The sequence below is a fragment of the Pseudomonas sp. B21-040 genome, from assembly GCF_024748695.1.
Taxonomy (GTDB): domain Bacteria; phylum Pseudomonadota; class Gammaproteobacteria; order Pseudomonadales; family Pseudomonadaceae; genus Aquipseudomonas.
The window spans coordinates 18,726-43,989 of sequence record NZ_CP087176.1 but is presented as its reverse complement, the minus strand read 5'-3'; the positions used below and the strand labels follow the sequence as shown (position 1 = coordinate 43,989).

Annotated in this window: 23 protein-coding genes; 8 read left to right on the top strand and 15 right to left on the bottom strand. The window is 60.1% G+C overall.

Features of this window, described 5'->3' with window-relative positions; all coding sequences use genetic code 11:
* Positions 1-169: 169 nt before the first annotated feature.
* Positions 170-1,399, top strand: a complete 1,230-nt coding sequence (locus tag LOY55_RS00200; RefSeq protein WP_046031044.1) for a nucleoside recognition domain-containing protein — start codon at positions 170-172, stop codon at positions 1,397-1,399.
* 56 nt (positions 1,400-1,455) lie between these two features.
* Here the strand turns inward: LOY55_RS00200 and LOY55_RS00195 are convergent, their stop codons facing one another.
* The 7 genes from LOY55_RS00195 to LOY55_RS00165 all read right to left on the bottom strand — a co-directional run bounded on the left by LOY55_RS00195 (position 1,456) and on the right by LOY55_RS00165 (position 9,372).
* On the bottom strand, positions 1,456-2,082 hold the full coding sequence (locus LOY55_RS00195) for an ABC-type transport auxiliary lipoprotein family protein (protein WP_109786886.1): 627 nt from the start codon (positions 2,080-2,082) through the stop codon (positions 1,456-1,458).
* Positions 2,079-3,017 carry an MlaD family protein gene (locus tag LOY55_RS00190; RefSeq protein WP_109786885.1) on the bottom strand — a complete coding sequence of 313 codons (939 nt, stop codon included), beginning with the start codon at positions 3,015-3,017 and terminating at the stop codon, positions 2,079-2,081. The genes LOY55_RS00195 and LOY55_RS00190 overlap by 4 nt, the downstream gene beginning before the upstream one ends.
* A 1-nt stretch (position 3,018) precedes the next feature.
* Entirely contained in the window at positions 3,019-3,822 is an 804-nt protein-coding gene (locus LOY55_RS00185) for an ABC transporter ATP-binding protein (RefSeq protein WP_109786884.1), read from the bottom strand.
* Positions 3,819-4,967 (bottom strand): ABC transporter permease, encoded by a 1,149-nt coding sequence (locus tag LOY55_RS00180; RefSeq protein WP_109786883.1) that lies wholly within the window; start codon positions 4,965-4,967, stop codon positions 3,819-3,821. The genes LOY55_RS00185 and LOY55_RS00180 overlap by 4 nt, the downstream gene beginning before the upstream one ends.
* Positions 4,968-5,021: 54 nt before the next feature.
* Complete coding sequence (locus LOY55_RS00175) at positions 5,022-6,050, bottom strand: DUF5924 family protein (RefSeq protein ID WP_046031039.1); 1,029 nt, start codon at positions 6,048-6,050, stop codon at positions 5,022-5,024.
* A 219-nt stretch (positions 6,051-6,269) separates the two neighbouring features.
* Positions 6,270-7,658 carry a pitrilysin family protein gene (locus tag LOY55_RS00170; protein WP_046031038.1) on the bottom strand — a complete coding sequence of 463 codons (1,389 nt, stop codon included), beginning with the start codon at positions 7,656-7,658 and terminating at the stop codon, positions 6,270-6,272.
* Between the two features lie 55 nt (positions 7,659-7,713).
* Positions 7,714-9,372 (bottom strand): Na/Pi cotransporter family protein, encoded by a 1,659-nt coding sequence (locus LOY55_RS00165; protein WP_046031036.1) that lies wholly within the window; start codon positions 9,370-9,372, stop codon positions 7,714-7,716.
* Positions 9,373-9,636: 264 nt separating this feature from the next.
* Here LOY55_RS00165 and LOY55_RS00160 point away from each other — a divergent pair, with 264 nt between their 5' ends.
* Positions 9,637-11,055 (top strand): IS1182 family transposase, encoded by a 1,419-nt coding sequence (locus LOY55_RS00160; protein ID WP_223525272.1) that lies wholly within the window; start codon positions 9,637-9,639, stop codon positions 11,053-11,055.
* Positions 11,056-11,185: 130 nt separating this feature from the next.
* Here the strand turns inward: LOY55_RS00160 and LOY55_RS00155 are convergent, their stop codons facing one another.
* Both LOY55_RS00155 and LOY55_RS00150 read right to left on the bottom strand, forming a co-directional pair.
* Entirely contained in the window at positions 11,186-11,953 is a 768-nt protein-coding gene (locus tag LOY55_RS00155) for a TerC family protein (RefSeq protein ID WP_046031033.1), read from the bottom strand.
* Positions 11,954-12,038: 85 nt separating this feature from the next.
* Positions 12,039-13,346, bottom strand: coding sequence for a CitMHS family transporter (locus LOY55_RS00150; protein ID WP_109786881.1), 1,308 nt, complete (start codon positions 13,344-13,346; stop codon positions 12,039-12,041).
* Positions 13,347-13,664: 318 nt separating this feature from the next.
* Here LOY55_RS00150 and LOY55_RS00145 point away from each other — a divergent pair, with 318 nt between their 5' ends.
* On the top strand, positions 13,665-14,066 hold the full coding sequence (locus LOY55_RS00145) for a GFA family protein (RefSeq protein ID WP_223522371.1): 402 nt from the start codon (positions 13,665-13,667) through the stop codon (positions 14,064-14,066).
* Here the strand turns inward: LOY55_RS00145 and LOY55_RS00140 are convergent, their stop codons facing one another.
* Positions 14,067-14,393 (bottom strand): DOPA 4,5-dioxygenase family protein, encoded by a 327-nt coding sequence (locus tag LOY55_RS00140; protein WP_046031026.1) that lies wholly within the window; start codon positions 14,391-14,393, stop codon positions 14,067-14,069.
* A gap of 83 nt (positions 14,394-14,476) precedes the next feature.
* Between LOY55_RS00140 and LOY55_RS00135 the strand changes: the two genes are divergently transcribed.
* Complete coding sequence (locus LOY55_RS00135) at positions 14,477-15,142, top strand: NAD(P)-dependent oxidoreductase (RefSeq protein ID WP_046031025.1); 666 nt, start codon at positions 14,477-14,479, stop codon at positions 15,140-15,142.
* On the opposite strand, the gene LOY55_RS00130 is transcribed toward LOY55_RS00135, so the two are convergent.
* Positions 15,135-16,085 carry a choline sulfate utilization transcriptional regulator gene (locus LOY55_RS00130; protein ID WP_223522370.1) on the bottom strand — a complete coding sequence of 317 codons (951 nt, stop codon included), beginning with the start codon at positions 16,083-16,085 and terminating at the stop codon, positions 15,135-15,137. The genes LOY55_RS00135 and LOY55_RS00130 overlap by 8 nt on opposite strands.
* A 115-nt stretch (positions 16,086-16,200) precedes the next feature.
* Between LOY55_RS00130 and betC the strand changes: the two genes are divergently transcribed.
* The 3 genes from betC (at position 16,201) to LOY55_RS00115 (ending at position 20,392) form a co-directional block, all read left to right on the top strand.
* A complete protein-coding gene (betC, locus tag LOY55_RS00125) occupies positions 16,201-17,715 on the top strand; it encodes a choline-sulfatase (RefSeq protein ID WP_223522369.1) in 1,515 nt (504 codons plus the stop codon).
* Between the two features lie 16 nt (positions 17,716-17,731).
* Complete coding sequence (gene choX, locus LOY55_RS00120) at positions 17,732-18,652, top strand: choline ABC transporter substrate-binding protein (RefSeq protein WP_223522368.1); 921 nt, start codon at positions 17,732-17,734, stop codon at positions 18,650-18,652.
* Between the two features lie 171 nt (positions 18,653-18,823).
* A complete protein-coding gene (locus LOY55_RS00115) occupies positions 18,824-20,392 on the top strand; it encodes a SulP family inorganic anion transporter (RefSeq protein WP_077430974.1) in 1,569 nt (522 codons plus the stop codon).
* Between the two features lie 103 nt (positions 20,393-20,495).
* Here the strand turns inward: LOY55_RS00115 and aroE are convergent, their stop codons facing one another.
* Both aroE and hemF read right to left on the bottom strand, forming a co-directional pair.
* Positions 20,496-21,317, bottom strand: a complete 822-nt coding sequence (gene aroE, locus LOY55_RS00110) for a shikimate dehydrogenase (protein ID WP_109786877.1) — start codon at positions 21,315-21,317, stop codon at positions 20,496-20,498.
* 13 nt (positions 21,318-21,330) lie between these two features.
* Positions 21,331-22,245 (bottom strand): oxygen-dependent coproporphyrinogen oxidase, encoded by a 915-nt coding sequence (gene hemF, locus LOY55_RS00105; protein ID WP_223522367.1) that lies wholly within the window; start codon positions 22,243-22,245, stop codon positions 21,331-21,333.
* A gap of 179 nt (positions 22,246-22,424) precedes the next feature.
* On the opposite strand from hemF, the gene LOY55_RS00100 reads away from it, so the two are divergent.
* Positions 22,425-23,402, top strand: a complete 978-nt coding sequence (locus LOY55_RS00100; protein ID WP_223522366.1) for an NADPH:quinone reductase — start codon at positions 22,425-22,427, stop codon at positions 23,400-23,402.
* 129 nt (positions 23,403-23,531) lie between these two features.
* Here the strand turns inward: LOY55_RS00100 and LOY55_RS00095 are convergent, their stop codons facing one another.
* Complete coding sequence (locus LOY55_RS00095) at positions 23,532-24,089, bottom strand: L-threonylcarbamoyladenylate synthase (protein ID WP_109786874.1); 558 nt, start codon at positions 24,087-24,089, stop codon at positions 23,532-23,534.
* 54 nt (positions 24,090-24,143) lie between these two features.
* A complete protein-coding gene (dprA, locus tag LOY55_RS00090; protein WP_223522365.1) occupies positions 24,144-25,244 on the bottom strand; it encodes a DNA-processing protein DprA in 1,101 nt (366 codons plus the stop codon).
* Positions 25,245-25,264 lie beyond the last annotated feature (20 nt).

Below are 25,264 nucleotides of genomic sequence, written 5' to 3'. Positions count from 1 at the left end.
GCGATGAACGATAGCGCGGTGCATCTGATAAACCGAGGCGCCCCAATCGCGGGCAAGCCTTGCTCCTACAAGTGCGGTTACGCGTCTAAACAAACCCCGGAGAAATCCGGGGTTTGTCGTTTCTGGCTACCCCGCTATCATTCGCCGCATCTTCCGGGGGATTTGACTGATGCTTAATGGCCTGTGGCTTGGCTTTTTCATCGTGGCGGCCGTTTCGGCGCTGGCGCAATGGCTGATCGGCGGTAACGCCGGGATCTTCGCGGCGATGGTGGAAAGCATTTTCGCCATGGCCAAGCTGTCGGTGGAAGTGATGGTATTGCTGTTCGGCACCCTCACCCTCTGGCTCGGTTTTCTGCGCATTGCCGAGAAAGCCGGGATTGTCGAGTGGCTGGCCAAGGCGCTGGGGCCGTTGTTCCTGCGATTGATGCCGGAAGTGCCGCCCGGTCACCCGGCCATCGGCCTGATCACCCTGAACTTCGCCGCCAACGGCCTGGGCCTGGACAATGCCGCCACACCGATCGGCCTCAAGGCGATGAAGGCGCTGCAAGAGCTCAATCCCAGCGCCACCGTGGCCAGCAACGCACAGATCCTGTTCCTGGTGCTCAACGCCTCCTCCCTGACCCTGCTGCCGGTGACGATCTTCATGTACCGCGCCCAGCAAGGTGCGCCGGACCCGACGCTGGTGTTCTTGCCCATCCTGCTGGCCACCAGTTGTTCGACCATTGTCGGCTTCCTCTCAGTCGCGTTCATGCAACGCCTGCGCATCTGGGACCCGGTGGTGCTGGCGTATCTGATTCCCGGCGCCCTCGTCCTCGGTGGCTTCATGGCGCTGCTGGCGACGATGTCGGCGACGGCGCTGGCCGGTTTGTCGTCCATCCTCGGCAACTTGACGCTATTCGGGCTGATCATGCTGTTCCTGGTGATTGGCGCGTTACGCAAAGTGAAGGTCTACGAAGCGTTCGTCGAAGGCGCCAAAGAAGGCTTCGACGTGGCCAAGAATCTGCTGCCGTACCTGGTGGCGATGCTCTGCGCGGTGGGCGTACTACGGGCGTCCGGCGCGCTGGATTTTGGCCTGGATGGCATTCGTCATCTGGTGGAGTGGGCCGGTTGGGACACGCGATTCGTCGATGCCTTGCCGACTGCCATGGTCAAACCGTTCTCCGGCAGCGCCGCGCGGGCGATGCTGATCGAAACCATGAAGACGTCCGGCGTAGACAGCTTCCCGGCGCTGGTGGCGGCCACGGTCCAGGGCAGCACCGAGACGACGTTCTATGTGCTGGCGGTGTACTTCGGCGCGGTAGGCATCCAGCGCGCGCGGCATGCGGTGGGGTGTGCGTTGCTGGCTGAATTGGCCGGCGTACTGGGCGCCATCGGCGTTTGCTACTGGTTCTTCGGTTAACCACGATCCCCTGTAGGAGTGAGCCTGCTCACGCCTACAAGGGGTCCGTGTTGGTTTCAGGGTTTAGGTGGCGGGGCGGATTTTTGCCCTTGCTCAACCGCCCAATTCACCACCTGCACCGTCAATTGGTCACTCGCCTGGCCAAACCCGACCACTACCGCCGGCACCTTCACATCGCTCAACGGCTGGCGCACTTCGAAGCGCCGGCTGGCGAGGATTCGCTGATCGTAGCCACGCACCAGCACGGCATCCAGGCTCACGACCACGCTAGCGGTCGTGCCCTGATATTCGGTCTGAAACGACTGCAAATGGCCACCCAACTCCAGGTCCGCGTGGAAAATACTGTCATCGGTGCTCAGCAGCGGTACCCGGCCGTCCTGCTGGAAGCCGTCCAGCAGACGATTGCGCAGTAGCACCGGTGCCGGGTCACTCCAGCGTGAGCCTTTGTAGGTGCTGATCAGATCGCCTTGAGGAATTACCGCAATGTTCGGGCCGTCCAACGCATCGCTGGCGTGGAGCTTATTCAAGCGCAACGACCAGCGTTGCGGCGTGCCATGACTGGCTGACACGTTGCTCTGGGCCGAAGGCAATCGATACACATCGAACGGCTCTGGCTTGGGCAGAATCGAGCACGAACTGATCAGCGTGAAGCCGGCGAGGAGGGCGATACGAGTCAGTTTCATGGGGTGAATTCCTTATTCTTGTCGCTGCCCAGCAGGTAACCGCTGGGGTTTGCCTCCAGGCGCTGAGAGATGGCGCGCAATGAAGTCAGGGTTTCGCGCAGCTCGCGAACGGCCGGGGCCAGGCCGTTGAGGCCCTGCATGCCGTTGTTGAGCGACTCCTGATTGGTGACGAGCAACTTGTTGATCGTCGCCGTGGACTGCTCCAGCGACTTCATTGCCTGTTCGGCGCTGCCGATGGCCTGCTTGCCATGGTCATTGAGCAGGCCATTGGCGTTGCGCATCAACGCCGTGGTTTGATCCAGCATGGTGTTGGCTTGCTTGCCCACCGACGCCAGTTGCTGCATCGCCTGACGGATATCGCCACGCTGATCGGCGATGGTGCCGGTGGTCTGTTCCAGATGCTCCAGCGTCTTGCTGATGCGCTCGACGTTTTCCGTGGAGAACAGCAGGTTGGCGTTTTGCATCAATGTATTTACGCCAGACATCAGGTCATTGCTGTCATTGAGCAGGCGCGCGATAGGCGAGGGGGAGGCTACGATGGTCGGCAGATTGCCGTCCTTGCCCTTGAGCGCCGGGCTTTGTGGCGTACCGCCGCTGAGCTGGATGATCGAAGTGCCAGTCACGCCGGTCAGTGCGAGCTTGGCCTGGGTGTCTTCCTTGACCGGAGTGTCACCGCCCAGGCGAATTCGCGCCAGCACCCGGCGTGGGTCTTTGGGGTCCAGGCGCAACGTCACCACGTCGCCAACCTTGATCCCGCTGTACTGCACGGAACTGCCCTTGGACAGGCCGCTGACCGCCTCGTTGAAGACCACTTCGTAATCCTTGAACTCGGTGTCGACGCTGGACTTGGCCAGCCACAAGCCGAAGAGCAGGGCGCCCGCCACCACAATCACGGTGAACAGGCCGATCAATACATGATGGGCTCGGGTTTCCATGTCAGACCTCGTTCAACTGTTGAGCGGCTGTCAGCGCCGCGCGGCCGCGAGGGCCATGGAAGTATTCGTGAATCCACGGATCGTCGGTTTCCGAGACCTTGTCGATGGCGTCCGCCACCAGCACTTTTTTCTGCGCCAGCACCGCCACGCGGTCGGTGATGGTATAGAGCGTGTCGAGGTCGTGGGTCACCAGAAAAACACTCAGCCCAAGCGCGTCACGCAGGGTCAGGATCAACTGATCGAATGCCGCCGCGCCAATCGGGTCGAGGCCGGCGGTGGGTTCGTCGAGAAACAGGATGTCCGGGTCCAGCGCCAGCGCACGGGCCAGCGCCGCCCGCTTGATCATGCCGCCGGACAGCGCAGCGGGGTACTTGTCAGCTGCCGACAGCGGCAGCCCGGCCAGTGCCAGTTTGACCGCCGCCAGGTGTTCGGCATCTTCACGACTCAGGCCGGCGTGTTCGATCAGGGGCAGGGCGACGTTTTCGGTCACGGTCAGCGAAGTGAACAGGGCGCCTTGCTGGAACAGTACGCCGAAGCGTCGTTCAATCATCGAGCGTTCATGTTCGGACAATGTCGGCAGGTTTTTCCCGAAAACCCTCACCACCCCTTCACTGGGCTGCCGCAAACCGATAATGCTGCGCAGCAGCACCGATTTGCCGCTGCCGGAGCCGCCGACCACGGCAAGAATTTCACCTTTGTATAAATCGAGGTCGAGATTTTCGTGCACGCTCTGACTGCCGAAGCGATTGCACAGCCCACGGACTTCGATCACCGCCTCAGAAGGCGCTCGGGGTAAACGACTCACCAGCCCATCTCCATGAAAAACAGCGCGGCCACGGCGTCGAGCACGATCACTACAAAAATCGACTGGACCACACTGGACGTGGTGTGAGCGCCCACCGACTCGGCGCTACCGCTGACTTTGAAGCCTTCGAGACAGCCAATCGAGGCGATCAGAAAGGCGAAAACCGGCGCTTTGACGATCCCGACCAGAAAGTGCTGAACGCCGATGTCCGATTGCAGCAGCGACAGAAACATTGCCGGTGAAATATCCAGCGCCACCGCACACACCACGCCGCCGCCGACAATCCCCGAGACCATTGCCAGGAAGGTCAGCATCGGCAACGACACCAGCAACGCCAGGACGCGCGGCACCACCAACAATTCCATCGGGTCGAGGCCCAAGGTGCGGATGGCGTCGATTTCTTCGTTGGCCTTCATCGAGCCGATCTGCGCGGTGAACGCACTGGCAGTGCGCCCGGCCATCAGGATGGCGGTGAGCAACACGGCAAACTCACGCAGGAATGAAAAGGCCACCAGGTCCACGGTAAATACCGTCGCGCCGAAATTGGCCAACACGGTCGCCCCGAGAAACGCCACCACCGCGCCCACGAGAAACGTCAGCAGGGCGACGATGGGCGCGGCATCGAGACCGGTTTGTTCGATGTGCGCCACCATCGGCGTGATGCGCCAGCGCTTGGGTTGAAACAGGCCGCGGGCGATGGTTTCGATAATCAGCCCGACGAAGCCCAACAGTTGCAGGGTGTCCTGCCAGACCGTGTCCACGGCGCGGCCAATTCGGGTCAACAATTGAATACTGACGCTGACTTCCGGTTCCTTGATCGGTACGCAGAAATTGGTCATTGAGCAGTAGATGGTTTGCAGCAACGCGCGATCGGCAGTGGAGAGCGTGCAATCGGGATGTTCGGCGGAGCGACCGAGCCGCTCGGCCCCCAGCAACTCCACCAACAACGAGGCGCCGGCCGTATCGAGGGCGCCCAGATGATTGAGGTCGATGTGGGTGTCGTCGTTGTATTGGTCGCGAAGTTTTTCGCACAGGTGCTTGAGATCAGCGTAATGGGCGAGCGTCCAGTCACCCGTAACCCGCAGCTGTGCAGGGGAGTGAGAAGCGTCCAGTTGGGCATTGCCGGCCATTGTGCTGCTGGTCATAAACTCCGTGCTTGTTCGGTAAATGCGTAGAGCTACGTAATAGCACGAACCGCGTTACTTTTCTTTGGTCGGTGTGCTGTCCGTTACGGTGAAGCGCAGCACACCGATAAGCTGACCGTCTTCGGTCAGCACCCGGACCTGCCATTTACCTGCCGGGTTGCCCGGGAAGTTCTGCTTATGCGTCCAGGCGCGGTAGCCTTCCTTGCGTCCACCGTGGATATCCAGCGGGATGCGGTCGACTTCTTTACCGTTGAACTGCCACACGTGATAAATCCGCTCATCCAGGCCGCGCGGGGCGTTGATCGCAGTGTAGGCGTACAACCCGTCACCACGGATCTGCTCGGCGCTGACTTGATCCAGACTCTTGCCGGGGGTGCGGTCCTGCATTTGCGTGCTGATCGCCACGTCGGTCATCCACAGGGTCGCCGGCGGCACCCATGAACGCATGACCCAGCCGAGGCCACCGATGCCCAGCGTGATACTCAGAATCGCCAAGGCGTTGCGCACGGTACGGATCGGGAAGATCGACGCCAGGCTCGGGAACGACAGCAGCACGGCGATACCCAGCGCCCACTTGAAACTCTGGGACGTGGTGAGGTGCATGATGACGGGCAGGGCGGTCAGCAACGCGGCAAACAGGGTCAGCGTGTGCAGCGCCAGGAACGCCCAGCGCCGGGGGGCCAGCCATTTGTAGTAGAGCGGGTCGGTGATGGAAATCAGCGCCGCAATACCCAGCAGGCCGGTGAAGAACAGTTGGCCGCTGTTCCAGGTGGTGGTGATGAAGAAGAACGGCAGGACAAAGAACAGGCTTTCCTGGTGGATCATCTGCGTGGCGTAACGCAGCAGCGGCTGGGGAATTTCGCGCTTGAAGATTTTGGCGAACAGCTTGGTCAGGCTGTTTTCCAGCATCAGCCAGACCCAACTGAGCACCATGATGATGGTGATCCAGGTCGCCAGGCCTTGCTGGCGATCCACCAGGATGAAGCTGCCGACACCGGAAATGAACCCGCCGAGCGCAATGACCCCAGGATAGCGCTTCATCAATTCCAGGATGCGCTGGACGAAAAGGGTCAGGGTCGGCATTTGGCGGTTCACATTCGTCGTAGGAAAAATCCTCGACAGGTTACCCGCCGGGGGGCGGTGTGGCGAGGCCCGCGGCCGGAGCCGGAACCCGTGTAGCAGCTGCCGAAGGCTGCGTTCGGCTGCGCAGCAGTCGCAAATCTATTGTGTCAAATGTTCCTGATACACCGTGGTGAAGGGTTTAACGACTGCTTCGCAGCCGAACGCAGCCTTCGGCAGCTGCTACACCGGCGGCGGCGATTTTCGGTGCAAGCGCCAGCTCAGCAGTATCAGCGCAATCAGCGCCAACACCCCGCCAATCACCAAAACCAACTGGTCATCACTCATCAGTGGCTTCTCGATCCGCAAATACCCCGGTTGCAGCAACAACTCGCGCAACGCCTTGTTGGCTTCCTCCAGTGTTACGCCTTGCAGTTCTTTGGCCGGGTCAGCGAAGCGTCCGTCCTCGTAATCTCCAAGGGCACTCCAGTAATAATCGGCCAACGCGCTATTGCCCTGCACGGCCCAGGCCTGGCGGGCAATAGCCGCCTGTTTGAGGCGGTTGAATGTGTCGCTGTCGAGGCCGTCCTTGAGCAACCGGGCTTTCAACTCATCGAGGACTTGTTCAGCCTCCGGCACATTGTCACGTTCAAGGTCGGCGTTCAGGCTCATGAAGCCCACACCGCCAAACAGCTCGCGCTCGGCGGAAGGCCCGTAGGACAAACTGTGGACCAGGCGCATCTGGCGATACAGCGCCCAGTCCAGATAGTCCTTGAGCAGGTCTAACGTTTCGTCTTGCTGATCGTCCAGTACAGGCTCCGGCACCAGCCAGTGCAGCTTGGCCGCGCCGCCAAGGAAACCGCTACTCAGCGTGCGCTCGTGAGCGGCACTGGCGCGAATTTCCGGCAGGGGCAGGTGTTCGCTCGGGTCGACCGCTTTCAACTCACCCCATGCCCGCTCCAGATAGGCCGGCAGCAATCGGTCGAGGTCGCCGACCATGATCAGGGTCATGTTGTTGGGCGCGTACCAAAGCTTGCGGACTTTCTCCAGTTGCTCGCGGGTCAGGTGATCGACTTCGGCGCGCTGCGGGCATTTGAGGCCCAGCTCCACCGCCAGTTGATTACTGGCCGTGTGACCGAGGTCCTGACGATCGAGCCAGCGTTGCAGGTGTGTGTAATGACCGCCATCTTCGCGCTCGACCACTTGCTTGGCAGCGTTGATGGCGTTGTCGTCGATTCGGGTCTGGGTCAACAGCGCCAGCAACAGGTCGAGGACCTTGCGCTGGTTTTTCGCCGGTGCCTCGATGACGAATGTCGTGTCGGCGTTACTGGTGAACGCGTTCCACTCACCCCCCAGCGCTTGCATGCGCTCTTCCAGGCCGCCTTCGCCGGTGGCATCGATACCACTGAACAGCAAGTGCTCCAGCAGGTGGGGCAGTTCTTTGTCTTCGCAGCTGAAATCATCCAGACCGACGCCGACGACCAGACGAATCGCCACATGCCCGCGCTCGGTGCCCGGCTTGAGCAGCAATTGCAGGCCATTGGGCAGCGTATAACCCTCGACCTGAAAGCGATCCAGGGCAAACGAAGGGAGTGAGCCAAGCAACAAACAGGCAAACAACAGGCAACGCATAACGAGCTTCCATACGGCGAGCGCAGTTCAACAGACTTCAGACAACGGTGGACGTTCAGGGTGAATGCGTGATGTCAGCCAAATCATCGACCGCCAGCGCGCCGGTGTCGGACGTTTCAAGCACCACGTACGCACTGCTGCAGAACAGCGAATTCAAACGTTTCATGTCGGCGATCAGCTCCAGATGCAACGAGCTGGTCTCGATACTTTGCACAATCTTAAGCTGCAACCGGCTGACATGGGCATGGGCCAGACGCCGCTCCTGTGCGCGAAAACGGCGTTTCTCACGCAGTAACTGGCGAGCACTTTCCTTGTCAGCGCTCAGGAACACCGACAATCCTAGCCGCAAATTGGAGATCAACTGACGTTGCAATCCTGACAACTCCTCCAGCCCGACCTCGGAAAAGGACCGGCGGTGTGAGGTTTTCTGCTGCTGAACCTTGCGCAGCATGCGTTCAATCAGGTCGCTGGCGAGCTTGAGGTTGATCGTCAACTCAATGATTTCTGCCCAGCGCCGGCTGTCCTGGTCGCTGAGGTCTTCGCGGGGCATTTGCGCCAGATAGAGCTTGATCGCGCTGTAGAGTGCGTCGACATCATCGGTCAGACGACGCACTTCCTGGGTAACGGCCGTTTGCTTGCCATTCAACACATCGAGCATCGCTTCCAGCATGTTGTCGATCAGATCGCCCATGCGCAGGGTTTCCCGGGCCGCATTGGCCAGCGCCAGGCTCGGTGTGACCAGCGCGGTGAGATCGAGATGGCGGGGTTTGGCAGTTCCGTTGACTTCCGGCCGCTCCGGCAACAGCCAGGCGCACAGCCTGGCCATCGGACCGACGGTCGGCAGCAGGATCAAGCAGCGGACGCTGTTGTAGAGCAAGTGAAAGCCAATGACTGTTTCCTGGGGACTGAAGTCCAGGCTATCGAGCCAGTGTACCAATGGGTTCAGCACCGGAATGATCAACAACAGGCCGATCAGTTTGTACAACAGGCTGCCCAGCGCCACTTGGCGCCCGGCGGGGTTCTGCATGCTGGTACTGAGGAACGCGAGGACGCCGCTGCCAATGTTGGCGCCAATCACCAGGCCGATGGCCACCGGCAAGCTGATCACCTTGGCACCGGCCAGGGTCGCGGTCAGCAGCACGGCGGCCAGGCTCGAGTAGGAGATCATCGCGAACAATGCGCCGACCAGGGCATCGACCAAAATGTCGCCGGTCAGCGAGGCGAAGATCACTTTTACCCCTTTGGCGTGGGTGATCGGCGCAGCAGCCTCCACAATCAGTTGCAACGCCAGAATGATCAGCCCAAGGCCAATCGCCACGCGCCCCATCTGCCCGAGTCGGGTCTGTTTGCGCGACAGAAATAAAATCACCCCGACAAAGATCAGCAGCGGCGACAGCCACGACAGGTCCAGGGTCAGCACCCGCGCCATCAGCGCCGTACCAACATCCGCCCCGAGCATGGTTACCAGTGCCGGAGTCAGCGCCATCAGGCCCTGGCCGACAAACGAGGTGACCAGCATGGCGGTGGCGTTACTGCTCTGGACCATCGCGGTCACCGCGATCCCGGAGAGAAACGCCAGCCAGCGCTTGGACATGTTCTGGCCAATCACATGGCGCAGGTTGGACCCGTAGACCCGCAAAATGCCGGTTCGGACAATGTGCGTGCCCCAGATCAACAAGGCCACGGCCGATAACAAATTGAGCAGGGTGAGCATAAAGGCCCCCTGTGATGGTCGCGCCCCAGCGGGGCAAGTTGACGGTACCGCGCGTTTTTCTACGTTCTGTACTTAAGCTGTAGTTGGCTAACGGTCTGAGCGCCAGCATTACATAGCCAAGGAAGTGATTGAAACAAAAGTGTCATGAAAACGGTTTTATGCAGGCGTGAAAAAGGGGCCCGAACAGACTGTGTGAAAACCTAGCAATCTGCGCAAAGCTCAAAGAAAATGCTCCGTATCGAAAGATACGGAGCATTTTTCGTTATGGCTTACATCCAAGGTGAGTCCCGTAGCCAGACCAGTCTGTTCCCGGTCTCGCTGGAAGAACTGATCCCCGAGGATCATCTCGTTCGGGTTATTGACCTGTACGTCGCCAAGCTGGATCTGGTGCAACTGGGCTTTGATAAAGCGCTGCCCAAAAGCACAGGTCGTCCTTCTTATGATCCTGCCGATCAGCTCAAGCTCTACCTCTATGGCTATTTTCAGCGGATTCGCTCATCGCGGCGTCTCGAAGCCGAGTGCCAGCGCAACATCGAAGTGATGTGGCTGATCAACCGGCTTAAGCCCGACTTCAAGACCATCGCCGACTTTCGCAAAAACAACAAATCCGCCTTTGTGGCGACGTGCGGTGCCTTCGTCCGGTTTTGCCGCATGGCCGGTCTGATCGCAGGAGACTTGGTGGCCATCGACGGCAGCAAGTTTCAGGCAGTCGCTTCCTCGCGGCGCCATATGAACCTCAAGCAACTCAAGCGTCAGGAAGAAAAACTGGATAAGCGCATCGCTCAGTATCTGGCCGAACTGGATGAGGCTGACAGGCTCGATGCGGGAGAGGTGATTGATCGCGGCGCGATCAAAACAGCACTGGTGCAGCTTAAAGTTCGCCAGCAGGACAATCAGAGCTGCCAAGCGCTGATGAACTCGATGGGCCTGGAGCAGTTCAACACCCACGAAAGCGATGCCCGAATGATGCGCACGCCCAAGGGGCCGCGTGTGTCCTATAACGTGCAGAGCGCCGTGGATGCCAAGCATTGCCTGATTCTGCATCATGAGGTTACCCAGGATGGCGACGACCGCAAGCAACTCGAACCAATGGCTAAAGCCGCCAAAGAACAGCTGGAACAAGATGCCCTGACCGTGACTGCCGATGCCGGCTACTCCAACGGCCAGCAGTTTCAGGCCTGCGAGGAGGCTGCGATTACCGTTTATGTGCCGCCCAACCGCTCGGTCAATCCTGGTGGTGAGGACTTTTTTGAGCGCAAAGACTTTATCTACGAAGCCGAACACGATCGTTATCAGTGCCCGGCAGGCAAGTGGTTAACGCTCAAACAGCGCCACAAGGGCGATCGGATCTATCAGGCAGATGTCAGCGACTGCGCCGCCTGCCCGCTCAAATCCCAATGCACTGGCGCTCAGCGCCGCTACGTCTCACGCCACGCCCATGAAGAAGCCTTTGAGCGAATGGAGCAACGAATGCTGGCCCATCCGCAGATGATGGCCAACCGAAGATCCATTGTTGAGCACCCCTTCGGCAACCTGAAGCAATGGCTGTTTGGCAATGCTCGCTTCCTGTTGCGTCAACTGGAGGGCGCGAGAGCGGAAATGGCCTTGGCAGTGAGTGCCTACAACCTAAAACGCGCAATTAGTGTGCTCGGGGCCCGCCAATTGATGGCGTTAATGGGCTGAAAGGCTTTTTTCGCCTGTCGCCCGCACCAAAACAAACGCCCCGAACAAGTCGGGGCGTTTGTTGGGCCGGCCTTCAGCGCGTTTTCACACAGTCTGCGAAGGCCCCTTTTTCTATCGCATGACAATCGGGTTATTGGCCCGGAATGTCCTTACGCAGTTTCACCGGATCTTGCTGCTTCTTCTTTTTCGCAATCGCGGTGCGCATCTTGATGTTGATCGCTTCAACCGCCAGCGAGAACGCCATGGCGAAGTAGACGTAGCCTTTTGGTACGTGTACGTCCAGGGACTCGGCAATCAGCACGGTACCGACGATCAACAGGAACGACAGCGCCAGCATTTTCAGCGACGGGTGTTTGTCGATGAACTCGCTGATGGTGCCGGAAGCCCACATCATCACCAGTACTGCAACGACGATCGCCGCGACCATGACCGGAACATGGGAGACCATGCCGACAGCGGTGATCACCGAATCCAGCGAGAACACGATGTCGATGATCGCGATCTGCACGATGGTGTAGAGGAAGTTGCCGCCCTTGCCGCTCGGTTCCTCGTTGGTTTCGTCTTCGCCTTCCAGCGCGTGGTACATCTCTTGCGAGCTCTTCCACAGGAGGAACAGACCACCGAAGAACAGAATCAGGTCGCGGCCGGAAATGCCCTGGCCAAACACCACGAACAGGTCCGCCGTGAGGCGCATGACCCAGGTGATCGACAGCAGCAACAGGATCCGCGTGATCATGGCCAGCGCCAGACCGAAAATCCGGGTGCGCGCCTGCATGTGCTTGGGCATGCGGCTGACCAGGATCGAAATCATGATGATGTTATCGATGCCCAGGACGATTTCCAGGGCGGTCAGGGTGAAGAAGGCAACCCAGATTTCAGGGTTGGTCAGCCATTCCATGTGTATTCCTTTGAGCGATTGTTAAACCGCAACGGGCCCAGGCTTCAAACCGCGAAGCCGGGACCCGTTGTGGTGAGTCTTGGGCTTATAGAGTGCTGAAGAGCGGAAAGATCCCCATCAGCAACGCTGCAACCAGTATGCACATGCACACCAACACTGCCCATTTCAGGGTAAAGCGCTGATGGTCACCGAATTCGATACCGGCCAGTGCCACCAACAAGTAGGTCGATGGTACCAGCGGGCTCAGCAAGTGGACGGGCTGACCGACGATCGAGGCACGTGCCATTTCAACTGCGGTTATACCGTAATGACTGGCGGCTTCGGCAAGTACTGGTAACACGCCGTAATAAAATGCGTCGTTCGACATGAAAAACGTGAACGGCATGCTCACCAGCGCAGTAATGACTGCCAGGTACGGACCGAGGAATTCAGGGATGACCGCCAACAGGCTCTTGGACATCGCATCGACCATACCGGTGCCGGTCAGGATACCGGTAAAGATACCGGCCGCGAAGATCAGGCCGACCACCGATAGAACGCTACCAGCGTGGGCCGCAATGCGATCCTTCTGCTGTTGCAGACATGGGTAGTTAACGATCATCGCGATACTGAACGCCACCATGAACAGCACCGGCAGCGGCAACAGGCCGGCGATCAGGGTGCACATCAGCGCCAGGGTCAGGAGGCCGTTGAACCAGATCAGCTTCGGACGACGCGCATCCGGGAACTGCGAAACGCTGATTTCACTGTGGTCGATTTCATCGCCGATCAGGTGCAACTCACCCAGGCGAGCACGCTCACGCTTACCGTAGAAGTAGGCAATCGCCAGGATCGCCACCACACCGGCCAGCATGGCTGGAATCATCGGTACGAAAATATCGGACGGGTCCACATGCAGTGCACTGGCCGCACGGGCGGTCGGGCCACCCCACGGGGTCATGTTCATCACGCCACCGGCGAGGATGATCAGACCGGCCATGATCCGCGGGCTCATGCCGATGCGGCTGTAGAGCGGCAGCATCGCGGCCACGCAGATCATATAAGTGGTCGCGCCGTCACCATCGAGGGAAACAACGAGCGCCAGAACGGCGGTGCCGACCGAAACTTTCAACGGGTCGCCCTTGACCAGTTTGAGGATCTTGCGCACGGCCGGGTCGAACAGGCCGGAGTCGATCATCAGGGCGAAGTACAGAATGGCGAACATCAGCATCACACCGGTCGGCGCGAGCTTGGTGATGCCTTCGAGCATCATCGGACCGATCTTCGGTGCAAAACCGCCGAACAGGGCGAAGAGGATCGGGATGATGATCAGGGCGATCAGCGCGGACAGGCGCTTGGTCATGATCAGGAACATGAACGTGATGACCATGGCAAAGCCAAGGAAAGTCAGCATGGGAATACTCCAGGCGTAGCGCGGCGAGGGGAAATGGGCGAACCGGGTGGGGTCAGCGCAGAACGGGGAGCACGAGGCGTACGGACGGAGTGACAGCGAAGCGGCGGGTAGCAGAGAACATCAGGATCACCATTGTTGTTGTTAAATGGGCCGTGCGAGCGATAAAACACTCATTGGCCAACCGGTCTGTTGCCGGCAGTGGGGCGATCCTAATCGGGGAAGCTTTCAGCCAGCTTTCGCCGATGAAAGCTTTGCGCGGATGTGCGACCGGTCGTCGGACGGGTTCAAAGCCCCTGAATACGGGGCAGGAGGCGAAATATGGGTGAAATTCATACAGGCGGATGCCACTGCGGACACATACGCTACCAATTCAGCGGGCCGCTGCACGACATCGCCCACTGTCATTGTTCGATTTGCCGAAGGGTCAGCGGCGGGATCGTGACCACCTGGATCACTGTGCCGACATCGGCGTTTGAATGGGTGAAAGGCACACCGACGCAGTACGATTCTTCAACAACCGGCGTACGTTACTTCTGCCCGAATTGTGGGGCGCAACTCGCGTTTATGACCCGTCTCAGCCCGCAGAGCATCGACCTGACCATCGCCACCCTCGACCACCCGGAGCAGGCCCCGGCCGAGCGGCATATCTGGATGGACAGCCGCTTGCCCTGGTTGCACCTGGACGAGCACTTGCCGGGCGAAGCCGAAGAAAGCCTCTGATCAAAAAATAGACAGATCCAGCGGCCGGATTGCACCCATCCAGATCGCGTGCTCGGTGTGGTCGAGCAAGTCGTCGCCGGTGTCCGGGTGCAGGAACACCACCAGCCCCTTGCGGTTGAGGGCCAGCCACGGCAATACATCGCCGATGAGTTCGGGGCCGAACGCCAATTGGCAGCTCCAGTCCGGGTGCGGGCCGACCAGGCGTTCATGCACGCGGCCCATCTTCAGCGGGAACAACTGCGCCGCCTGCTCGCACAAGGCCCGTGCCTGGTCGACCGTCCCGGCATCGAAATAAACGTGGGCGTGATAACCCTTGATCGGTTGCATCTGAATCCCTCAAATCCTGTTCGAACCCTCGACGATCCCCGCAGGTCACACGTCATATACTCAATGGAGGAGGAGTCTCAGCCATGAAAAACGCGGAAACCCCGGTGGTCAAAGTAGTGCTTTATGGTGCCATGAGTAGCTTGGGCAGTGCGCTGATTGCGCAAATGCTGCGCCGCCAACATGAAGTGATCGCCATTCTGGATGACCTGACGGCGCTGGCACCGCGCCCGGGCCTACGAACTAAAACCGGTGACCTGTTCGAGGCACAACGCGTTAAACAAAGTGTGGCGGGCTGCTCGGCCGTCATCTGCCTGTTAGACGCACCCGGGTTGCCTTTCAACAGCGAATACGTGGAAAAAACCATCGTGGTGGGCCCGGTCGAACAAGTGCTGGCGGTGGATGCACTGATCGACGGCATGCAAGCCGCCGGGGTGCACCGGCTGTTTCTGGTGGGCGATTTTGAAGTGCTGGATGATTCAGAAACAGAGGATCAGCTGCAACTCCACGCCGCCGAAGAAATCCGCGAGTCGCTACAAGCCAGTGCCTTGAAGTGGACCCTGGTGAATGCGCCACGCGGGGTGCCCGGGTTGAGCATCGAACATTTCAGCCATGTCTCCAGCCATCTGGAGCCGGGGCTGGCCGAACCGCTGGAGCGTCTGAACCGGGTCGCGGTGGGCATCGCCGATGAGCTAAAGCTGAACCTGCACATCCGTGAACACGTGAACTTCATCGCCACGGATCCTAAATAGCGATGGAAGGCAGCGCCAGGCCATTGAGCGATTGCGCGCTGCTGGCCTGCTCGGCCATCAACCAGTCCACAAACTGTTGAATCAACGCCCCGCGCCGTTTGCGCTGGGGCACGACCACGTAATAGCCGAGGCTGGACATCGCCGATTCCGCGACGGGACGACACAACAAACCCTGCGCCAGCAAGTTATCCACAAGGTGCCGCCAGCCGATCGCCACGCCCTGGCCGCCAATCGCCGCTTGAATCAGCAGCGTGTAATTGTCGAAGCGCAGCTGCCCCGGCGCCGGCGCCGAAGTTATCCCCAATTGACGAAATACACCGCTCCAGTCGAACCAGTTGCTGCTGTGTTCTCCCCGCAAGTGCAGCAAGGGAAATTCCAGCAGCGACTTGGCCGGCAAGGGCAGGGGCCGATCCTTGAGCAACAGCGGGCTGCACACCGGAAAGACTTCTTCGCTGAACAGCCAATGGCTTTCACCCTGTTTGAAACGCCCATCGCCAAACAACACCGCCACATCGATATCCGTGCGCAGCATGTTGTGACTGCGCTCGCTGGTGACCAGGCTCACATCGACGTGCGGATTGGCGGCATGGAAGCGGTGCAGACGTGGCATCAGCCAGTACGCGGCGAAGGCAAAGTCGGTCGCCACTTGCAACACTTCATGTTGCTGTTGTGCGCTGATTGCGCTCAATCCTGCGTCGATATTCTGCAAACCGAGCTGAACCTGATCAAAAAGTATGGCCCCGGCCTCGGTCAGTTCGATACCTCGGTAGATGCGGTCGAACAGCCGCGTGGCGAGTTGCTCCTCCAACCGTTTGATCTGCTGGCTGACCGCCGGCTGCGTCGTGCCAAGCTCCACCGCCGCAGCGGTAAAGCTGCGATGGCGGGCCGCCGCTTCAAAGGCCCGCAGCAGGTCCAACGACAAGTCACCAAGGGCGTCATACATAAGCTGTGCTAATCCTAGTCATTGCCTGGCGTGGGCTTTACCAACAATGTGCATGGGTTACATGCTCGATCGCAGCACTCTCGCATAAATATTCACTATGGAATGCCGCGATCACATGAAGCGCAAGAACATTCTTTTCATCATGGCCGATCAAATGGCCGCGCCAATGTTGCCGTTCTACGGTCCTTCGCCCATCAAACTGCCGAACCTGAGCCGCCTCGCCGCCGAAGGCGTGGTGTTCGATGCCGCCTATTGCAACAGCCCCCTGTGCGCACCATCGCGTTTTACCCTGGTCAGCGGCCAGTTGCCGAGCAAGATCGGCGCCTACGACAACGCGGCCGATTTCCCCGCCGATGTGCCGACCTATGCCCACTACCTGCGTCGACTCGGTTATCGCACGGCGCTGTCCGGCAAAATGCACTTTTGCGGCCCGGACCAACTCCACGGCTACGAAGAGCGCCTGACCAGCGATATTTACCCGGCTGATTACGGCTGGGCAGTGAATTGGGATGAACCGGACGTGCGTCCGAGCTGGTATCACAACATGTCGTCGGTGCTGCAAGCCGGGCCGTGCGTGCGCACCAATCAGCTGGATTTCGATGAGGAAGTGGTGTTCAAGGCCCAGCAATACTTGTTCGACCACATCCGCGAAGACGGCGACCAACCGTTCTGCCTGACCGTTTCGATGACCCACCCACACGATCCGTACACGATTCCCAAGGCTTTTTGGGATATGTACGACGACGCCGACATCCCGCTGCCCGAAACACCGGCGCAGACAGAACTCGATCCGCACGCCCAGCGCTTGCTCAAGGTTTACGACCTGTGGGACAAGCCATTGCCTGTGGATAAAATTCGCGATGCGCGCCGCGCCTACTTTGGTGCTTGCAGCTATATCGACAGCAACGTCGGCAAACTCCTGCAAACGCTTGAAGAAACAGGGCTGATCGATGACACGATTATTGTCTTCTCCGGTGACCATGGCGACATGCTCGGCGAACGCGGGCTCTGGTACAAAATGCACTGGTACGAAATGGCTGCGCGAGTACCGCTGCTGATCAATGCGCCAGGGCAGTTCGGGCCAGGGCGAGTCAGCGCGGCTGTTTCCACCGCCGATCTGCTGCCCACCTTCGTAGAACTGGCTGGCGGCTCACTGGAACCTGGCTTGCCGCTAGACGGTCGTTCGCTGGTTTCGCACCTGCAAGGGCAGGGCGGTCACGACGAAGTGTTCGGCGAATACATGGCCGAAGGCACCATCAGTCCATTGATGATGATCCGTCGCGGCGCCTACAAATTCATCTACAGCGAAGACGACCCTTGCCTGCTCTTCGACGTACACAACGATCCGCGAGAACAGGAAGAACTCAGCCAGTCACCACAACATCGTTCGCTTTTCGAAGAATTTCTTGCCGAAGCCCGGGCCAAATGGAACATCCCGGCGATTCACCAACAGGTGCTCGCCAGCCAGCGACGCCGGCGTTTCGTTGCCGATGCGCTGACCCTCGGCAAGCTGAAGAGCTGGGATCACCAGCCGCTGGTCGACGCCAGTCAGCAGTACATGCGCAACCACATCGACCTCGATGATCTGGAGCGCAAAGCACGTTATCCACAACCCTGCCAAAACCAATAATCTCAAGGGGAAGTCCATGCAAAAGTTATCCACAGCACTGACGGTCGGGCTGCTGGCTCTGGGCAGTGCATCGGTGTTCGCCGATCAGAGTTGCGAGACGGTAAAAATGGCCGACCCAGGCTGGAGCGACATCGCCGCGACCAACGCCATCACCGGGTTTTTGCTGGATGGCATGGGCTACAAGGCAAAAGTCGACACCCTCGCGGTGCCCATCACCTTCGGCGGCCTGAAGGATGGCCAGGTCGATGTGTTCCTGGGTAACTGGATGCCGGCCCAGCAGGGTTTTTACGACAAGTTCGTGGCCACCGGCGATGTCACGCAATTGGCGAAAAACCTCGACGGCACCGAATTTACCCTCGCGGTTCCGGATTATGTGTGGGACGCGGGTGTGCATAACTTTGCCGACCTGAACAAATACGCCGACAAGTTCGACCATAAAATCTACGGCATTGGCTCCGGCGCCCCGGCGAACATCTCGCTACAGGAAATCATCAAGAAGAATGATTTCGACATGGGCCAATGGAAACTGGTGGAGTCCAGCGAGCAGGCGATGCTGGCCGAAGTGTCTCGCGCCGTGAAAAAGCAGAAATTCGTGACCTTCCTCGGCTGGACCCCGCACCCGATGAACGTGCAGTTGAAAATGCACTACCTCAAGGGTGGCGAAAAGTATTTCGGTGACACCGGCAGCGTCCATACCCTGACCCGCAAGGGCTACGCCGAAGCCTGTCCGAATGTGGGTAAGTTGCTGACCAACCTGAGCTTCACCCAGGACATGGAGAACAGCATCATGGCCGAGGTGGTGAACAAGAAGGTCAGCAATGCGGAGGCGGTCAAGGCGTGGATCAAGGCCAATCCAGCGGTGCTGGATAAATGGCTCGATGGCGTGAAAACCGCCGATGGCAAGGATGCGTTGCCGGCGGTGAAAGCCAAACTCTGAACCCCCGCCACCGATCGTTCCCACGCTCTGCGTGGGAATGCATCCCGTGACGCTCCGCGTCACATCTCCAAGCGGACGCAGAGCGTCCATGGCGGCGTTCCCACGCGGAGCGTGGGAACGATCGGCGGCTAGTCCTGCTACCCTTGCGCAAAAACCCACCCGAGAGGACCCATGGCCTTCCCCAGCCGCCATTCACTCTTTCCCTTTCTCAGTTGGTTGCCCCGGCAAACCCGCGCCAGCGTTGGTCGTGACCTGATCGTCGGCCTCAGCGGCGCGATTCTCGCGTTGCCGCAGTCCATTGCCTACGCACTGATCGCCGGTCTCCCACCTGAATACGGGTTGTACGCGGCCATCATCCCCGTGTTGATCGCCTGCCTGTGGGGTTCCTCGTGGCATTTGATCTGCGGTCCTACAGCGGCGATCTCCATTGTCCTGTTCGCCAGCGTCAGTCCTCTGGCCGTCCCCGCGTCACAGGACTACATCACGCTGATTTTGCTGCTGACACTCCTGGCCGGCGTTTTCCAGTGGCTGTTGGGCCTGTTACGTTTCGGCGCCTTGGTGAATTTTGTCTCGCATTCCGTGGTGCTGGGTTTCACCCTCGGTGCGGCGGTGGTAATTGCCATCGGCCAGTTGCCGAACCTGTTGGGCCTGGACTTGCCCAGCCAGGCCACGGCGCTCGACAGTTTCCTGATGCTGTTCAAGCACCTCGGCGCCCTGGATAAACCGTCGTTGGCGCTGGGGCTGGCGACGGTTGTTGTCGGCGCGGTGCTGAAATCATTGCTGCCTCGCTGGCCGACGCTGTTGATCACGCTGGTCCTCGCCGGGCTGCTGGTGTGGCTATGGCCCTCCATGTTCGGCCATGTGAAATTGGTCAGCGCATTTGTCGGGCGCTTGCCACCCTTGAGCCCCCTGCCGCTGGATCTGGACCTTATCCTGCGTTTGCTGCCGAGCGCAGTGGCGGTGGGCATGCTGGGGCTGGTGACCAGCCTGTCGATTGCCCGCTCGTTGTCGGCCCGCTCCCAGCAGTTGCTCGACGCCAATCAAGAAGTTCGCGCCCAGGGCTTGTCCAACATTGTCGGTGCGTTTTTTTCCGGTTCGCTGTCCGCCGGCTCCTTCACCCGCTCGGGCCTGAGCTATGAAGCCGGCGCCTGCTCACCCATGGCCGGGGTGTTCTCGGCGGTGTGGGTCGCGCTGTTCGCCATCTTCGGCGCCGGGTTGATCGCCCACATCCCGATCCCGGCCATGGCCGGCAGCATTTTGCTGATCGCCTGGGGATTGGTGGACCATCGCGGGATTCGTGCCCTGTTGCGCGTCAGCCGTGCCGAATTCGCGGTCATGGCCCTGACCTGTGTCGCCACTTTGCTGCTGGAGTTGCAGACGGCGATTTATGCCGGGGTGCTCGCCTCGTTGTTCTTCTACCTCAAACGCACCTCGCAACCGCGCGTGCAGCATTCGCGCGATGGGGATGAAGACATTCTGCGGGTGGGCGGTTCGATTTTTTTCGGCGCCAGCCATTACCTGCAAGTGCGCCTGCAACGTCTGCACGGTGCGCGCGTCGTGATCGAGGCGCAGCAGATCAACTTCATCGATTACTCAGGGGTGGAAATGCTGCATCAGGAAGCGCGGCGGCTGCTCAAGCAGGATCGCAGCCTGACCCTGCGACGCGCGCGGCCGCAGGTGGTGGACGAATTGAGGAAGCTGGAAGGGGCCGACAAGTGCCCGATCCGGTTTGAAGACTGAAACACGCCTTTGTAGGAGCAAGGCTTGCCCGCGATAAACGATAACGCGGTATGCCTGAGACACCGCGGCGCCTGAATCGCGGGCAAGCCTTGCTCCTACAAAGTTATATGGCGAGCTGGCGGCGCAGTTCGGCCAGCACTGGCGCCGTATCCGGGCGCACACCGCGCCACAGGAAGAAGGCTTCTGCCGCCTGTTCAGCGAGCATGCCCAAACCATCCATCGACACCGCCGCGCCATGCTCCGTGGCCCAACGGCAGAACGAAGTCGGCTCCTTGCCATACATCATGTCGTAGCAAACGGTTTTGCCCGGCTCGATCAAGCTGCCGGCAATCGGCGGCACGTCACCCGACAGGCTCGCCGACGTCGCATTGATGATCAGGTCCACCGACTCTTTCAACCAGTCGAAACTACTGGCCGAGACCGGGCCCAGGTCTGCGAACAACTCCGCCAGTAACTCGGCTTTTTCCACGGTGCGGTTGGCGATCACCAAGGAGGCCGGTTGTTCGGCCAGCAACGGTTCCAGAGCGCCGCGCACTGCGCCACCCGCCCCCAGCAACAGGATGCGTTTGCCCTTGAGGCTGAAACTGGCGTTGACCGTCAGGTCCCGCACCAGCCCGGCGCCGTCGGTGTTATCGCCCAGCAGGCTGCCATCGGCGAGTTTGCTCAGGGTGTTTACCGCACCGGCCCGCTGTGCCCGCGCCGTCAGGCTATTCGCCAGCCGATAAGCCTCTTCTTTGAACGGTACGGTCACGTTGGCGCCGCGACCTTCGAGGAAAAATGTCCGGGCGCAGGTGGAGAAGTCGTCAAGTGGCGCCAGCAGCGTGTTGTAGTCCAGCTTTTGCGCGGTCTGCTCGGCGAACAGGCGATGGATCAGAGGCGACTTGCTATGGCCAATCGGGTTACCGAATACAACGTAACGGTCCATAAGAACTCCTCGTTCAGGCCTCGGCCAACCAATCGCGGTCTTGCAGGAAGTACTCGGTCAGGCGGGCTTCTTCGCTGCCTGGTTCGGCTTTCCAGTCATAGCCCCAGCGCACTTGCGGCGGCAGGGACATGAGGATCGACTCGGTACGCCCGCCCGATTGCAGGCCGAACAAGGTGCCACGGTCGTAGACCAGGTTGAACTCAACGTAACGGCCACGACGGAATTCCTGGAATTCACGCTGCTGGGCGGTGAACGCATCCTGTTTGCGGCGCTGCACGATCGGCAGATAAGCGTCGATGTACGCATCACCGATGGCGCGCATGAACGCGAAGCTGGTGTCGAAGTCCCACTCGTTCAAGTCATCGAAGAACAGGCCGCCGATGCCGCGCGGCTCGTGACGATGCTTGATGTGGAAATAGCTGTCGCACCAGGCTTTGTAGCGCGAATAGACGTCCGGGCCGAACGGTGCACAGGCCTGCTCGGCGACGCGGTGCCAATGCACGCAATCGTCTTCATTGCCGTAATAAGGGGTCAGGTCGAAGCCGCCGCCGAACCACCAGACCGGTTCTTCACCTTCTTTTTCAGCGATGAAAAAGCGCACGTTGGCGTGGGAAGTGGGTACGTGCGGGTTGTGCGGATGAATCACCAGCGACACGCCGAGGGCTTCGAAGCCACGCCCGGCCAGTTCTGGCCGATGAGCGCTGGCAGAAGGCGGGAGGCCGCTGCCGAAAACGTGGGAAAAGTTGACACCACCCTTTTCGATCACTGCACCGTTTTCGATCACTCGCGTGCGACCGCCGCCACCGGCAGGCCGGGTCCAGGCGTCTTCGACGAAGCGTGTGCCGCCGTCTTCAGCTTCGAGGGCCGCGCAAATGCGGTCTTGCAGGTCGAGCAGGTAGGCTTTTACGGCCTCGGTGCGGGTCGTCATGTCATCACCTTGAATCGGGCAAAACTACGCGGCGCTCCATCAGAGCGGGGACCGGCGCAAATGGGCGCGTAGCATAACATCGCAGACAGGCCTGCCGCAGTTGACGAAGATCAGGGTTAGGAGTTCGATAGGGCGCTTCGCGCTACAACCCCAGTAGCTAAGACCTAAGGAGAGTTCTGATGGCCAAGCGTATCCAGTTCCGCGCCCATGGCGGCCCCGAAGTGCTCGAGTATGTCGATTACCAACCCGCCGAGCCCGGCCCGCATCAGGTCCGCGTCACCAACAAGGCCATCGGCCTGAATTTCATCGATACCTATTACCGCAGCGGCCTCTATGCGCCCCCCGCGCTGCCGTCAGGTGTGGGCTCGGAAGGCGCGGGCGTGGTCGAGGCGGTGGGCAGCGAAGTCACACGTTTCAAGGTTGGTGATCGCGTGGCTTACGGCAGCGGTCCGTTGGGCGCCTACAGCGACGTTCATGTGTTGCCCGAGGCCAATCTGGTGCTTCTGCCGGACGCCATCAGCTTCGAAACAGCGGCCGGGGTCATGCTCAAGGGCCTGACCGTGCAGTACCTGCTGCGTCAGACCTATGAACTCAAGGGTGGCGAAACCATTTTGTTCCACGCTGCCGCCGGTGGCGTAGGCTCCCTGGCTTGCCAATGGGCGAAGGCGTTGGGCGTGAAGTTGATCGGTACGGTCAGCTCGCCTGAGAAAGCCGCGCTCGCCAAGGCCAATGGCGCTTGGGCGACCATCGATTACAGCCATGAAAACGTCGCACAACGCGTGCTGGAACTGACTGACGGGAAGAAAGTACCGGTGGCGTATGACGGTGTCGGCAAAGACACCTGGCTGACATCGCTCGATAGCGTTTCGCCGAGGGGGTTGGTGGTGAGCTTCGGCAATGCGTCCGGCGCGGTGGACGGGGTGAACCTGGGGATTTTGGCGGCGAAGGGTTCGCTGTACGTGACCCGGCCAACGCTGGCGACTTATGCCAACAATGCCGAGAACTTGCAGCGCATGGCCGATGAACTGTTCGAGATGATCATCAGTGGGAAACTGAAGGTGGACATCAGCCAGACGTTTGCCTTGGCAGACGCGGCGAAGGCGCAGACCGAATTGTCGGCGCGGCGCACGACGGGTTCGATAGTGCTGCGGCCATAAGACATTCGATGTCAGTCAGGACCTCATCGCGGGCAAGCCCGCTCCCACAGGTCCGAGTCGTACACAACTTATGTGAACGACCGAAACCTTGTGGGATCGGGCTTGCCCGCGATGAGCGATGACGCGATCTTAGTCCGGGCGCACAACGTGCCCGGTCGCGAGGTCTCGAATCACGCTCGGGTTCTTGCGCCCCCCCAGATTCCCGCCCAACACCAAATCCAGCTCTCCGCGGAAATACTGCTCCACGCGAAGCCGCGTGCGCGCCGCCGGCCGTCCCTGCGGGTTGGCCGAAGTCGACACCAACGGCCCGACAATGGCGCATAAATCCCGCACCAGCGGATGATCGCTGACCCGCAACGCAACGGTTTCATGCACTCCGGTGATCCACTGCGGCAACAGATTCTGATGCGGCACCAGCCAGGTGTTAGGCCCCGGCCAGGTACTGGCCATGCGGTCCATCCACAGTTCCGGGAAGTCTTCGAAGAGGAAGTCGAACTGACGAATGTTGTCGGCTACCAGAATCAGGCCCTTCTCCATAGACCGACCCTTGAGCATCAGCAGACGATACACCGCTTCTTCGTCCCACGGATCGCAACCCAGCCCCCAGACCGCTTCGGTCGGATAGGCAATGACCGCCCCTGCGCGAACGGCTTGCGCGGCTTGTTGCACACGCCAACTGTTGACCATGAAAAACTCTCCAGAATAAGGCTCTGCGCAGTTTACCGATCTTCCTTATAAAACCTAGCTCACCCGCGCAAACCAACGCCCGCTTTCGCAGATTGCGCGACCGTCCATCTCCAGCTCCGTCAGCGCGGCCAGCACTTTGGACAACGCCCAGCCACTGGAGACGGACAACGCCTCACTGGTGTGCGGCGCGGCGTGCAACAGTATGAGCAACGGATGGGTCACCGAGGGTTTCTCGCTGGATAACGGCAACCGTTGCCAGCCACGCAAGGCTTCGAGGATATGCTCGACAGTTTCCACCAGTATCGCACCGTCACGGATCAGCCGATGGCAGCCCTTCGCGCCTGGGTGATGAATCGACCCGGGAATCGCATAAACCTCCCGACCTTGCTCCCCTGCCAGTCTCGCCGTAATCAACGAACCACTGGCAACGCTGGCCTCGACCACCAGCACGCCGAGCGACAAACCGCTGATAATTCGATTGCGCCGGGGGAAGTTGCTGGCGGTAGGGCCGGCGTCCAGCGGGAACTCCGAAAGCACTGCGCTCCCCGACGCAATCATGGCGTCAGCCAGACGTCTGTTGCGCTGTGGATAAAACTTTTCAAGTCCCGTGCCAAGTACCCCGACCGTTCGCCCGCCCACATCCAGAGCGGCTTGATGCGCGGCGGCATCAATACCCAGTGCCAGACCGCTGGTGATGACAAAACCGGCACCCGCCAGGCTGCGGGAAAACGCGGCGGCGGTGTCCATGCCCGGACGCGAGGCGCGACGACTGCCGACCATCGCCAGCTGCGGTTTCTCCAGAATCCCGGGATCACCTGCAACGAACAACAATGGCGGCGCATCACTGATTTCTGCGAGCAGCGCCGGGTAGTCGGGTTGGTCCCACATTAATAAATGCTGGCCCGGACGCTCTAACCAGGCCAATGCGTGGCTGGCGCCATCACGTACTTCATTGGTACGGCGAGCTTCGGCGCATGCCAATGGCAAGCCCAGCGAACGCCAGGCACTGGCCGGCGCGCTGAGGGCTTTTGAGGCCGAGCCGAAGGCTTCGAGCAGTTTTTTGAAACGCGCCGGGCCGAGTTCAGGCAAACGGTGCAAACGTAAACGAGCTTCCAGCTCCGCAGGGGACACCGGTGTAACAGCAGGCAGCGACATGGATCATCCTTGATCGTTAT